Below are 14,876 nucleotides of genomic sequence, written 5' to 3' on the forward strand. Positions count from 1 at the left end.
GGGTAATTATTTAGTGTTATTTCTTGATTTCAATTTTACCGGTCCTTTTTATCGGGATACTTCGTAATTCTTGTCTTCCATTGGATTCTACCCATACTTTCAATGTCCCGGTGCAATGTGCATTTAATATCAGCATATCATTGGTACGTGACAATATCTGTACGGTAGCAGGCGACAAGAATTTTTCTTGTATTCCAATCACCGCCCAACCTTGACGGATGGGACAAAGATGGAATAAACGATCGGTAAACCCTTCTAACTTAATCTCTTTATCCGCATTCAATACTTCTGCCGTTTGTTTTTCCCAGTCAAATGCAATAATTCCGTCGGGTGCAGAAGAATAGAGAGAAGAGTTTTCAATCTTTTTTCCATTAAAGTAATCTTCCTGTTTTATATATGATTTTACTGTTTTATCGGCAGGAGAAGTATTCAGATTATAACAAATAATTGAGATAGCCTCATCTCCTGTAGGTGCAAATATCCGGTAATCCTTACCACTTAGTAATGGATTGGTCAGTATGGATTCCGGAGTAGGGATGGCTGGGGCGGACGGACGAAAGATCTTTCCGGATTCGTCAATCAAGGGCCGGATATTTGCTGCGACAAACTCATTCGGCGAATCGGATAAATAAACCGGTCCACCGGATATAGCTTTCGAGCGTGCCATCAGGCTACCGCAAATAGTATCGCTGGAATGAAACATATCATGATCCGGCCAGACTGTTTGTCCCAACAGGAGGGTATTGGTGTATGACTGGAACAAGTGAGATTTTGCCATATTTTCGTCGTACTTCTTATAGTCGATACTGACGCGGGTAACGGCACTGTATTGTGTATGATCGGTATTCACTACATTTTGTGCCATGCAGTTCATCAATCCCATCCCAGAATTGTAGGTCTGGTGTTCTAATGCAAGATTACAGTCCTTTGCTTGCCGAACGACTTGGATATCTCCCATATAGAGCGGAAGAGTAAAAGCCTGATTATCAATTTTCAGAAAATCAAATCCATGTTCTTTCATTGTGCAGATGTAATAATGATAAAAAGCCTCGATTTTATCCGTACTTCTGCCTGGCAATAAACTACCATTGTAAGAGTGTAATGTCTGTTGAATTTCCTCCGGAAAATCATTGTTGGCGGAGATACCCAACCAATATCCTGAAAGACTGTACCATAATCCTATCCATTTAATTTTATGATCCCGCTTCCGGTTCATGATTCGTTTCCAACCATGGGGGAAACGCTTTTTATCGGGAGTAAAGCTAGTTAATTGGCGGTCTTTGTTGGCGATATGTCCGTCATCTATTAGTACATAACGCACGGGTATGCCGGAGGCTTCAATAGCATTGATATCATTCAATATTTTTGTTTCGTCGATATCATAGTGATAATGTTCCCAGGTACACCAACCCAAATAATCGAATGTCTCGAAATACTCTTTGTCTATTCTTCTTTTTAAAGAAGATACTTTAGGGTCTGCAATCAATGAACTGTAAGCATTGTTGAATGCATCATATACCGATTGTGATCTTTGAATCAGAAGAAGAGGTATTTGTCCGGCTAATTTGTCTTCTCCAAGGGTGGAAATATAAAGTGTAAGTGTCCCATCTGTATTGACTTGAAACCAACTTAAGCTATTGTCTCCTGCAACGGCTTTGGCAAATAAATACTCACCGTTGGAAAGTTGAAGAAGTAAAGCGTCTCCCAGGGTAGAAGGCTGGGAATTGGAAGGAATACCCGGATAGCTTTCTTGAGTAAGTTCTTTCAGCCGATGAAACATCCAAGGGAGTAATCGGTTGGTATTATTGGGCCATTGATAGTCATTGGGACGAGAATCGCGACTGAAGAATATACCACGGATATAAGGAGGAAGTGCAATTCTATACGAAAGAGTACTTTGATGTTCGGGTACTGATTGTTCGTATAAGATGGGGACGGATGGGGTATATGTGTTCAGGTCGATCTCTTTTTCCATCCGGTATGCTGCAATGTCTTTGTATCCTTTCCCTTTATAATAAGTAAATGGATTTTGAGCAAGCATCGATGTTTCTACAAAGATGCCTGCAAATATATATAAACAGATGCGGGTTATTCTTCTCATGCTACTTGTCTTATTTGACGTAATATGCGCTGAAATTGATAATATCCGGTAATGCAATCGATTCAAGAATAGTGAGTCTGAATGCCGTTGCTTCTATCGGTCCAAACTTCTCAATGCGTTTGTGCCCTACAGATTCACCGGTACAGACAGTTTTCCATTTTCCATTTACTTTTGCTTCAATCTTATATTGGCGGATACGTTCTCCATTTTTTATATTTTCTTGGATAATGCAGTAATTTATGGTTTGTTTTTTCCCAAGATTCAGGACAAGATTTTTCTTTTGTCCCGCCGTTTTTGCTATGGGTGAGGAGAATCGACGGTCTATTTCATCCCCCATTTCTTTGAGGCGCTGTGCGTCTCCTGACGGAATCAGCCCTGTCGGGTCGGGTGTCAGTCCGAGAATAAGCGTGGCATTTCGTCCTACTGATTTTTCGTATTTATCCATCAGCACGTCCAACGCATAGATATTATTCTCATCGTCCGGTTCCCAAAACCATTCGTGACGTCCGTTTGCTCCTCTCAATGGAGTATCTGCCATAGCCGGAACCCAGTACTGACCATTCTTATCACCGTGTTTTAATAAATCTAACTGGTCGATATTGCTTTCAATACGTTTATGATGAGAACAGGGAACCGGGAAGGTTGACCAGCAGGGATATTCCACTGTACCCGTTTCCGAACCTCCCCAACGAAAATCGGCACGGTCAATATTATGATAGAAAAGACATTCCGGTTGATATTTATTAACGATTGGTTCTACATCGGGTCCGTCACCACGTGGGTCGTCAGCTCCACCGTCAAACCATATCATATAGAGATCACCATAACGTGTACAAAGTTCTGTAACCATCTTCTCGCACAGGCGTTTGTACCATGCCTGGCGATTGCGGGCAAAATCTCCTTCCCCTTCGGCTTTGAAGTTATGGATACCTAATAGGGAATTCCAGCGAATACCGATATAAATTCCAGGCTGAAGACCATATTTACGGCAAGAATTAACAAAATCGCGGACTATATCACCTTTACCGTCCCGCCACTTTACTGCTTTCAGACAGTATGGATTGACGTCACTCTGCCAAAGCCCGAAACCGGTTTCATGAGTAGCGGTCAGTACGGCAAACTTGCATCCGGCAGCTTTCGCGGCTTGTATCCACTGGTCGGTATTCAGTTCGGTAGGGTTAAAAATATTGTAGTCCTCGATGGGATTGATGCGGTTATTGCCTTGTCCGTAACGGATACCATCGAATACATGCAGGTCATAATGGAATACGGCTCCCATTTCCGCTTCGTGCCATTTTAGTTGGTGAGGTTTGGGGACAGGGATGATATTCTGTACTTGTGCGGAACTACAGACGGAGCTGCAAATAAAGAGGAATATAAAGTATAATGTCTTCATGATAGAATAATTTTATTTAAGGGTTCAGATAATTGGCAAATGAATCATTAGTCCGGCGCAACCATGTTTGGAGTTGTTTACTAAGTTGCTTTACTAGCTTGGGGGAGCTTTGAGCGATATTATTCATTTGATATGGGTCTTTTGTCCGGTCGAAAAGAACTGTTTCGTCTATTTTTCCATGGGTGGTATGAACTACAAAAGTATGGGTTGCCGTACGCAATCCCCGGTAACCGGTGGAATGATTGTCATACTGCACATAATAATAAGGTTGCACGATTTCCCTTTTGCTTTTACCCAGAATTTCCCGGGATAAGTCGAAGGTTTGTACCGTTCCGGGAATTTCTTCTTGAAATCCCATCATTGATAAAAGGGAAGGATATAAGTCAGCAAAGGCAATCATCAATCGATTGTCTTTGCGTGGCTTTATTTTATCCGGCCAGGAAATAATCATGGGAATACGCATAGCTTCTTCATAAAAAATATCTTTTCCTGGGTTGTTGTGTGCTCCCATGCAGATACCGTGGTCGGAAGTAAATACTACAATGGTATTGTTGAAAAGCCCGTTGCTTTTGAGTGCATCTATGATGCGTCCCACGTTTTCATCTACTCCTGTGATACAGGCATAATAGTTGCGTATGTTGTTTCTGAAATAATCTCCCATTTCTGTTCCTTTAGCCGGTATGTCCGGTCGGTTGGCACAAAGAGTTTCTATATCCAGATTTTTATACATTTCTTTGTATTTGTCAGGTACCAGATCATAGCCTGTATGTGGGGGATTCATGGAAACAACTAACGCAAATGGTTGCTGCCTTTCTTTTTGGTCCTGAATATATTCAATGGCTCTGTCTGCTTCATAAGCAGGTCCCCATTGGTTGACATAGTAGAAACTGTCTCGTGGAGCGGTTGTATTCCAGTACATCGGTTTCAGGTGGTAGTCGTATGTGCCGTAAGCTATCCAGTGTTCGAAACCGTGGCGGCGTTCAGGCGGACACCATTCATTCCAGGCTATTCTGCCGTGATTGTTGTAGGTGTCTACATAAGGTTTGTAGGGAGAATCCAGATGCCATTTGCCTATATATCCGGTATGATAGTTCATATCTTTCAGCACATCACTCCAGCAACGGGCGTCTTGTGAAATCTCCACTCCGTAAGGAGCTGTGTCAGAATTACAGTTACCAGTTACTTTATTGTTCAAAGGATACATCCCGGTCATAAGCATGGCACGGGCAGGAGACGAAACAGGATAACTGCTGATGGCATTGGTAAACAGGATACCTTCAGAGGCCAGTTTGTCTAAAGAAGGAGTTTTCACAGGCTCTTTGCCTATGCAGCCTAATGCATCCCCCCGGTACTGGTCGGCCATGATAAAGACCAAATTCGGAGGTGACTGTGCTGTCATCGGAAGTATCGGAGCAGCTAATGCTGCTCCGATGAACCATATTTGATGCTGTTTTGTCTTCGTCATATTCTTTTTTACAAAAATAGTCTTTTGAATCGATTAGTGATGAGATAATAGGCTAATTATTATTGATTTGCATAAAGATTAGCTCCTATCGGCCATCCTGGATTCTGATATACTACCGAAGTGGTGGGATCTCCTCCTTTTACAGGCGTTGACATACGGAATACATCGTAAGAAATCGGGGTCAAATAGTTCGCTTCTTCAAAAGTGTAGCCATCATTAGAGATAATCAATTCGTTGAAAGCGTGCGGTTGCAGATACTTGGTTTCTTTGACGGATAATCCGGCAGCGATTTGCTTTTTATAATACTCCTGTTCCTTATATTGCTCCCAATTGAAACCTTCCACCTTGTAATTCTTCATCTTGTCTAAAGAACGCCAACGGAATAGGTCGTCTTTGCGCATACCCTCTGCAATAAATTCGCAACGGCGTTCCCGACGGATATTGTATAACATTTTACTCACTTGCGTGCTACCAGACCATACAGCCAGGTCATTCTCTTTGCTCAAATCAGTATTGTCTATTGTCTTTTGATAATCTTCTGATACTCCGGCACGTTTTCTCAATGCTTTCCAGTATTTTTGGCTGTTTGCATCTATTGAAGTTCCCCCGTTTCTCATACAATCTGCTTCCATATAGTTGAGGAATGCTTCTGAAGCGCGGAAAATCATGTAAGCGAGGGGAGAACTTTCTGTTGGGGGAACAGCACTGTCTCTCCATCCTTTGCGTACTAAATAGCCGGTTGTGGATCTGCCTAAGTTCTGGTATCCCTGCAGTAGATTAGCATATTTCATGACTCCGTTAGCATCTAGATTCGCTCCTCTCCATACCATATCATTCGGTTTGAAAGTTGAATTCACTAAACGTAAATCTCGATTTTGCATTACAGTTTCAATGCTGTTGTCTCCTTGATATTCTGTATTGCCGGTTGCGTAGAATGGTAAGCCGTTAGTCGTTAAAAATGTTTCTACTAATGAACGGGTATATCCACCTCCGTTGCCAACACAACCTTCATCGTTTATATTATAAATACTGTGGAATGTGCCTTCTACTGTATTGTTGACTTTCGCATCTACACTGTACATACGCCATAGTAATACCTCTTTATTGAATGATAAATCATATTGGTTAAACATATTCATATAGTCCTGAATATTTGTAGTAATATTGGCGATAAATTCTTCTGCTACAGGTTTGGCAGCTTCCATAGCCTGAGTCAGGAAGAAGTTAATTTCTGTGTCCAGATTGCCTTCGAATGTTCCTCCCGGCCATCCTGGACCACCTGGAACGCGAGCTGTTCCTTTGTGGTAAGTCTCCCAACTAGCTTCATATAAAGCAACGCGAGATTTAAATAGTAGCGCAGATTCCTGATTTAAGCGATGATTAGTCAAAGCGTTGCTGCGAGGGAGCAGCCGAGTGATAGCGTCGTCTAAATCCTTGAGGATGAAACGTGCAACTTCATTACGAGGTTTACGTTTATTTGCTTCTACATTAGTGGTGTAGTCATCAGCGGTAAGTTCTTCTTCAAGGATAGGAAAGTCACCAAACTTTCTTAGATATTCAAAATATATATAAGCACGGAAGAAATACATTTCTCCAAGATATTGCTGTGTTTCGTTGGTATTTTCAAGAGTTCCGTTTTTTATATTTTCGAGCGTATAATGCAGAAAATGGTTACAATCACGTAAATGTCCGTGACGGTTATAGCCGCCTTCGGCTGCAACTCTGATGCGCTGAGGCAGAAATACGTCTTCCGGTTCATTCCCAGCCTGATTGTCGCTTTTTTGATCATCAGTAAAGAGGTTGACATCTTTGAAGTCAGGAAGTAGTTCATACTTTTTGTTGCAGTATGCCTGAAGCTGGATAGGATCAGTGAAGAAACCTTCGTCCGTGTTGTCTGTCAAGGGTTGCCTGTCTAGAAAGTCGCTGCATGAGCATAATGTGAATGAAGCGGCTATGAATGAAAGTAGGATATATTTTAGTTTCATAATTAGTCTGTTTTTTAATGGTTTATAATGTAATGTTGACTCCACAAGACAATGTATAGCTAAGTGGATAAGTCATACCATTCTGGTACAATAGTTCCGGATCGAAATTCTTACTCATCTTACTTCCTGTCCAAAGGTTATCACCAGAGAAGAATACTCGTACTTTTTGCAGGCTGATTTTTTGTGTCAGAGCTTTCGGCAGAGTGTATCCGATTTGTAGATTCTTCAGGCGGATGTATGCCGCGTTTTGCAAATAGCGGCTCTGAACTTGTTGGTTCTGTTTACTTCCGATAATAGGACGTGGATAGTATGCATTTAAGTTTGCACCTAGTTCATCACCTTCTGGGCGGAAGAAATCCCAATGTTCTTCGTATCCGGTAGAATCCCATTGTCCTCCATTGACTCCCCAAAAAATCATCCCTTTTGAAGTTGCTGTTTTCTCGTCTCCTCCTACCCAAATATCGCGTTTGGCTACTCCTTGGAACATTAGACTGATGTCGAATCCTTTGTAATCGGCTCCTAAAGTAATACCAAAACGATAGCGTGGTGTACTGTTACCGATAATACAGAGATCTTTTGGATCGTTTGCTGAAGTTCCCTTTTCAATAGCAGGGTCGTCATCAAGATTTGCGTACATGATATCGCCAGCTTTCCAGATATTGTTACCGATATTGGGAAGTCTGCTTTGGTCGTGGATAGCAATATAATCTTGAATTTCTTGATCTGTTTTAGCCATACCAACAGTTTTGAATCCCCAGATTTCTCCCAGCTTTTTCCCTTTCCAATAATTGTCTACCGTATTCCCATCTGAATCTTTTGTGAAGAAAGTTTTATCAGGATTCGGATATTCCGTCACTTCTGTTTGTGCATCGGATAGATTGAATGCTACATGATAACCAATTTGTCCGATTCTGTCTTGCCAATTAACTTGTAATTCCCAACCTTTTGTTCTTAGAGCGGTATTGTTTAGTTTAGGAGCGGAGGCACCTACGATAGGTGATATTTCTTCGGCTGGTCCTACCATGTCTTTGGTGTCGCGGATGTAGTATTCGGCATATCCGGTAAGGCGATTATTGAGTGCGCCGAAGTCAAGACCTATATTGTAGCTCGTAACTCGTTCCCAAGTAAGCAATGAGCTGACAAGACCTGGAGAGGAGGCTATACTTGATTTATTAGCCTGTTCAAGTAACCATCGACCGCCATCGTCAACACCACCTACAGTAATGTTTTGAATAGAATAGGTCGGATAATAATTATCTGTGTTTTGATTACCTAAACTACCATAAGAGAATCGCAATTTCAGTAGATTGACGTAATCTTGTATCGGTTCCCAGAATGCTTCGCGAGCTATGTTCCAACCTACAGATACTGAAGGAAATGTTCCCCAACGTTGATCTCCGCGAAAACGGGAAGTTGCATCCCGGCGGATATTTCCTTCAATCAGGTATTTTCCGTCATAATCATAGTTGACACGAGCAAAATATCCCATCGTTGCCCATTCTTTAGAGTAGGCTTTTAAGTTACTGCTACCTGTGGCAGTGTTAATACTTGGAACGTTCTCATTGACTACATCGTAGCGTTTTCCTTCCAAATTGTTTATATAATAATATTCGGAGTTCATACCTACAGTGGCTTTGAAATTATGCTTTTTCCATGAGTATTCATAATCTGCATATAATGCGGTAGTCATCATAGAGGTTTGCTGAGTTTCGCTTTGTACAAATGTCTTTCCTGCAACAAGGTCATTATCATTACCTAACCATTGTTCTTCTACCGGTTGATTATCTCGAGTGTAGAGATATACTTTATTGACGTTGTATTGATGACGGTAGCTTTCTGTACGTAAACTAGCCTGTCCGTGAATACCTAAACCTTTTAATGGAGTTAGGTGGAAGCCACCTTGGGTGAAGTATGTGTCTTTACTTGTGTCAGAACGTCCTCCGGAAGTCAACTGCATGAGTTTGGGATTACGAGTATAATGTCCGTTGTTATCGTATAGTGGCATCATTGGGTACAATTTTGTTGTTTCCTGAAAGAAACGGTCGCCATAAAGTTTCATAAAAGTGGGCATAGCAATGTCTTCACGGATAAAGCGGGCATTGAAATCCAGACTCAACCATTTTGTGACTTGTCCGCTGACTTTACTGCTAATGTTGTAACGCTTCTTTTTCTCATCCGAGTAATTCATTTGTCCCTCTTGGGAAAGGAAAGCTCCGGAAATATAATATTTCACTTTCTCACTTCCTCCAGAAATACTTAAATTATGTTCTTGTCCGAAAGCTGTTTTGTCGATGAAGTTCCGTGGCCAATTCTGATTATCATTAGAGGCCATATTAAAAGGGAAGAAATTACTGGCTTGGGAACCGTTTGGATCAGAGGTGTATGGATATTCTCCAGCCATATATCGTTTAATACGGTCAATAGTATCTTCTGTGAATAAAAAGGTAGTGGCACCGCCATTGTTTTTTTGTGCTGCATTGAAATATTTAGCAAAGCGGTATGAATCAAGCATATCAGGAATATTAGTCGGATGAGACCAACGGAAGTTATCCGAATATTGTATAGTTGCCTTTCCTGCTTCTCCGGACTTAGTAGTAATTAATATTACACCAAACGGAGCACGAGAACCGTAAATAGAAGAAGCTGCAGCATCTTTCAATACTGAAATATTAGCAATATCCTGTGGATTGAGAGAGTTAATGTCTCCTTCGGCGCCATCAATTAAAACAAGTGGTGAAGCACTGGAACCTGTTCCTAGATTGCCGGCACCACGGATATTTATATTAGGATTATAGTCCAAGCGTCCACCTTTATCATTAATATCAATGTTTAGTCCCGGCATGACACCTTGCAGTGCTTGTGATACAGAACTAACCGGGCGGGATTCCAAAGTTTTGGTATCTACGGTCGCTACCGCCCCAGTTAAGTTCACCTTCTTTTGCGTACCGAATCCTACGACTACCACTTCGTCCAAAGTTTGTGTATCTTCAGTCAGCATGATATTGAAACTAGTTTGATTACCGTTGATTGTCAGACGTTGGGGTTGGTATCCTATATAAGATACTATCAGTACATTTCCTTTAGAAACGTTTTTGAGAGAGAAGTCACCATTCATATCTGTAATGGTTCCGTTACTGCTACCTTCCACTAATACACTGGCACCGATGATAGGTTCGTTAAGCCTTTGGTCTGTTACGGTGCCTTTGATGTTGATTTGCTGCGCATACACGAAACTGATACCGAGCAACAACATAGTAAGTAATGATGTTAGTTTTCTCATTGCATTTTATTTAAAGTTATACATAAGGTTATTATATTGCAAATGTATGTAAATGTAGTCGTCTGGGGTATGCATACTCCATTCATTTAGCATACATGTTTAATTCAGAAGAATATTTATTCCATTACTTCTTTGTGTCTTTTGACTTATTTTCGTTTATTTGTACTAAAACAGAACTAAGATGAAGCAATTAAGTCTAATATTTGTTATTTCCATTCTGATAAGTAGTTGTCCTTTGGCTTCGGTTCACGCCTTTTTCGATAAAGACATCCGTTTGTTGACGATGCAGGATGGATTGGCAGATAATACAATCACCTGTATATATAAAGATATAGATGGATTTATGTGGTTTGGAACAAGTAATGGATTGAGCCGCTATGATGGAAAAACTATTCAGAACTTTAAACCGATTGAATCATCTATCTCGATTTCTGCCATTGTGAGATTGTCTGATGACTACTTAGGTGTTATGTCTGATTCCACTCTTTATTGTTTTAATCGGAAGTTGGAGACTTTCGTTCCGTTGGTTTCTGATCATGATGGCAACAAGCTTGCCATTTCTCGTATATTACCTGCGGAACAATCTTTTTTCTGGGGTATATCAGGAAAAAGATTGTTATTATACCAATGGGAAGAATATCAGAATCAAGAGGGACAAACCTTTTCTGTCCGGGCGAAGTTACAAAAGGAGTTCACTATTTTAGGTGGAGAAGATGAAACCTTATCTGCGGTTTGTTATGATGGAGAAAACAAAAAGGCTCTGTGGCTGGTGAGCAATCGGGCTAACTTATTTCTGTTTCAACCGGACCGTCCGGAATCCTACCGGAAAATTTCATTGAGAGATGAGGCGCCGCTGCAAGTCACTTCTATTATGAATAGAGATGGCATTGTCTGGATTTCTACCATTATTAATGGCATTATTCGCTATCATGTAAAGACGGGATATGTCGACAATATTTCGTATGGAGGTGTGGGGAAACAGTCTCTTCTGTCCCATAGAGATGTTTATCAAACAATATTTATAGACAATAATCATTATTTGGCTGTGACATGGAGCGGTTATACGTTGCTGATAACGGACGAGAAACATCCTGAAGAATTGACTTCGGAGATTTACAACTATACCCATACGCAGATTCACCGGAATCTGGAAACTCGGATGATTTCTGCATATTATGATCCGAATGGCCTGCTTTGGATAGGTACTAATGGAGGAGGAGTGATGTATTCGGATTTGAGGTCACAGTTCTATAACCGTTATTCTCAAGAAAGACATAATGAAATTTGCAGTGTCGTAATGGATAACAATCGATATATGTGGTTGGCGACGTTTCATAAAGGGGTTATGCGAAGTGACACGCCATATACCAAAGGCGAGAAACTTCATTTCTCCAGAATGGATTTACCAGGTGGAAAGATAAGAGAAACGACGTTGTGTGCAATTAAAGATACTGAAGGAAATCTTTGGTTTGGAAATGTGGATGGTACGATAACTCGCTACGATAATAAGACTGGCAGGTTTGTAATTCATTCTCTATGGGTCGGTGGTATTGTCAACAAGTCTTCGGTCTGGGCTTTGTATATTGATCGTAATAATAGAATTTGGGTAGGAACGGAACAGGGGCTTTTGTTGTACGATTATAAAAAAGGTACATGTGTTAAGTTGCCGGTAGAACAGTTTTTGAATGAACAGCAGGCGTTGTTCGTACGTGCGATTGTTGAAACAAAAGATGGAACGATATGGTTGGGAACGGGGAATGCAGGAGTTTGCAGACTAGTGGAATCCGAATCCGGTATTATCTCTGTAAGCAATGGTTATGAACGAAGAAAGGGGTTGGAATATCATTCAGTACGTTCTTTATTGGCATCTTCAGACGGGAATCTGTATATCGGTTATATGGATGGTTTTGCTATTCTGAATCCACGGCAGGATAGTATCAGCGAATGTTATACGACAAACGATGGATTATGCAGTAATTTTATCGGTTGTATGGCGGAAGACGGTAAAGGGCATATCTGGTTGGGGAGTAATTCCGGTATTTCCCGGTATAGCCGTCATCAGCATCTTTTCTATAACTATTATATTTCAGGCAGTAACCGCTCCGCATTCTTTAGCGATGAGACTTTATTTTTTGGTAATAATCAAAGTCTGACCTATTTCAATCCTGATGAGATAGATGCTTATCCTGCTAATAGGCGGGTTCTGATTACTGGACTGGAAGTTGATAACCGTTTAGTTGGGATAGGGGAGGGAATCAATGACCAAGTTATACTTAATGAAGGAATTTCTTATACAAAACAGATTGTATTGAATAATAGTAATCGGGACTTTGCTTTAAACTTTAATAATCTGTCTTATTCAAACGAACAACAGAAATATAATTACCGCCTCTTGCCCTATCAGGAGAATTGGTTGGTATCCGATGGTGGAGAGAAAGCCTCCTATACCAATTTGCCTGCCGGAGATTATGTGTTTGAAGTGAAAAGTATATATCCCGACGGGCAAACAGGCCCGGTGACTTCATTGAAGATCGTTATTCTTCCTCATTGGAGTCATACTTTGTATTTCCGCCTCTTTATTTTGGCATTGTTGCTTGCGGGAATGGCCTACATGATAAGATTGATGAAGCTTCGCCAGAAGCGAATAGAATATGAGATGCAGATGAAACATGAATTGCTGACGGTCAATCTGGAACGCGAGAAAGAACGTCAGATACGTATGGAACGTGAGAATTTCTTCACAGGTGTTGCCCACGAATTACGTACTCCGCTGACATTGATACTAGCTCCCTTGCAGGAACTGATGAAACTTTGTAACCTGCCGGAGCCTTTTTGCAGGAAGTTGCAGGTTATGTACAAAAACGCAACATCGTTGCATACGTTGGTTGACCATTTGCTCTATGTACAGAAGATAGAGGCGGGAATGGTGAAACTTCAATTATCAGAAGTTGATCTTATCCGGTTGATAAGAAACGTGACCGACTCATTCCGGCAGATGGCGGAAATCAAAGGATTACGTTTTGAAATAAGCTGCCCTGAAGGGAAGCAACTGCTTTGGATAGATGAAAAAAAGATTTTCTCGGCTGTGCAGAACCTGCTATCCAATGCTTTTAAGTATACGCCGCAGGGAGGAAGCATCCTGCTTTCTGTCTCGCGCACCGTCAGAGATGGGCACGCCTATTGCCGAATTGCCGTCTCGGATACGGGTATAGGGATTGCGAGAGAATTACAGAAGCATGTTTTCGATTCTTTCATCACAGGAGATAATCATCCTGAATATTCTACAAAAATTGGAATCGGTTTGCATATTGTTAAACATACCATGGATTTACATCATGGTCTGGTAACGCTGCAAAGTGCTCCGGGACAAGGTGCTACCTTTGTGTTGTATATACCTGAAGGCAAAGAGCATTTTGTAAAAGACAGCTATGAATGGATGGATTGTCGGCCGGAAGAAACAAAATCAGACGATTTACCCGATATTCCTCTTTCTATTTCCGATGACGATACACAGGAGGCGTCTACTAAAAAGAGCTTGTTGATTATTGAAGATAATGAAGATGTCCGTGAATATATCTGTAGTCTGTTCAGTTCCCGATATATTATTTATGAGGCTGGCGACGGAGAAGAAGGAGTCCGTATAGCAAAAGAGCAATTGCCTGACCTGGTCATTTCGGATGTGATGATGCCTGTCAAGGATGGCTTTGCTTGTTGCCGGGAGATTCGCGGCCGACAGGAAACAGCGCATATTCCTATTCTGTTGCTGACAGCTAAGTCGGAAGATACTGATATTTTGCAAGGTTCCTATAGTGGAGCAGATGACTATATGATGAAACCTTTTAATCCGGAAGTACTGAAAACAAAAGTTGATAATCTGATTTTGCAGCGTGAACGACTGAAGCGGATTTATACCAAAGCGCTGATGCTGAAACAAACTACGGAAGAAGGAGAAAAAGAGGATGCCTTTTTGCGGCAGCTCGTTCATGTGATAGAAGCCAATCTCGCAAATGAGAATTTTAATGTGAAGATGCTTGCTGAACAATTGAATATGAGCCAGCCTACACTATACCGCAGGGTGAAACAGCGCAGTAATTTGTCCGTCATAGATATGATTCGCAGTATACGTATAAGTAAGGCGGCTTCGTTGATTATGGAAAACCGGTACTCTATTCAAGAGATATCCGAGATGGTCGGATATTCCGATACTCGTACTTTACGCAAACACTTTACGGAGCAGTTTGGAGTGTCTCCTTCCAAGTATATGGGAGAGAAGTAGAAGGCATGGACCGAAAATTTCTTTTGCATGAATATATTAGATTCATGTTGGTACTGTTTTGAGCTAAATGGTGATATTTTCGTTCTACAATGAAGTTTAAAAAGGTTCTTCGTCAAATTTGGTGGTAATCTCTTTTTTATTTCAACTGTCTTCTTCTTTCTTAATCCTATTAAAAGTTGTAGATATGTTTGCTTTTTAGTAACTTTAAAGACACCACATCATTAAGAGTTACAATGCAACAAGTCATATCTACAACGTACAAATATACATCAAAAAAAGAAAATAAGCTCCTACAAATAAGGGAGGTTAATTTACCATGATTTCAGATTCAGTCTTGGCTACGATAATCTGCAACAAGATGGATCTCTGAAGC

Annotated in this window: 6 protein-coding genes; 1 reads left to right on the forward strand and 5 read right to left on the reverse strand. The window is 41.0% G+C overall.

Annotated elements, in window-relative coordinates; all coding sequences use genetic code 11:
* Nucleotides 1-16 precede the first annotated feature (16 nt).
* The 5 genes from HMPREF9010_RS09620 to HMPREF9010_RS09600 form a co-directional block, all read right to left on the reverse strand.
* Nucleotides 17-2,101 carry a Sip1-related alpha-galactosidase gene (locus HMPREF9010_RS09620; RefSeq protein ID WP_008649712.1) on the reverse strand — a complete coding sequence of 695 codons (2,085 nt, stop codon included), beginning with the start codon at nucleotides 2,099-2,101 and terminating at the stop codon, nucleotides 17-19.
* Between the two features lie 10 nt (nucleotides 2,102-2,111).
* Nucleotides 2,112-3,497: an alpha-L-fucosidase gene (locus HMPREF9010_RS09615; protein WP_008649713.1), complete on the reverse strand. Its 1,386-nt coding sequence runs from the start codon at nucleotides 3,495-3,497 to the stop codon at nucleotides 2,112-2,114.
* A 16-nt stretch (nucleotides 3,498-3,513) separates the two neighbouring features.
* Nucleotides 3,514-4,896 carry a sulfatase gene (locus tag HMPREF9010_RS09610; RefSeq protein ID WP_232284365.1) on the reverse strand — a complete coding sequence of 461 codons (1,383 nt, stop codon included), beginning with the start codon at nucleotides 4,894-4,896 and terminating at the stop codon, nucleotides 3,514-3,516.
* Nucleotides 4,897-5,021: 125 nt separating this feature from the next.
* On the reverse strand, nucleotides 5,022-6,947 hold the full coding sequence (locus tag HMPREF9010_RS09605; protein WP_008649715.1) for a RagB/SusD family nutrient uptake outer membrane protein: 1,926 nt from the start codon (nucleotides 6,945-6,947) through the stop codon (nucleotides 5,022-5,024).
* A 22-nt stretch (nucleotides 6,948-6,969) separates the two neighbouring features.
* Nucleotides 6,970-10,227, reverse strand: coding sequence for a SusC/RagA family TonB-linked outer membrane protein (locus tag HMPREF9010_RS09600; protein ID WP_008649716.1), 3,258 nt, complete (start codon nucleotides 10,225-10,227; stop codon nucleotides 6,970-6,972).
* A 181-nt stretch (nucleotides 10,228-10,408) separates the two neighbouring features.
* Here HMPREF9010_RS09600 and HMPREF9010_RS09595 point away from each other — a divergent pair, with 181 nt between their 5' ends.
* Nucleotides 10,409-14,503, forward strand: coding sequence for a hybrid sensor histidine kinase/response regulator transcription factor (locus HMPREF9010_RS09595; RefSeq protein WP_032852755.1), 4,095 nt, complete (start codon nucleotides 10,409-10,411; stop codon nucleotides 14,501-14,503).
* Nucleotides 14,504-14,876: the final 373 nt, after the last annotated feature.

Source organism: Bacteroides sp. 3_1_23 (assembly GCF_000162555.1).
GTDB classification, from domain to species: Bacteria; Bacteroidota; Bacteroidia; order Bacteroidales; family Bacteroidaceae; genus Bacteroides; species Bacteroides ovatus.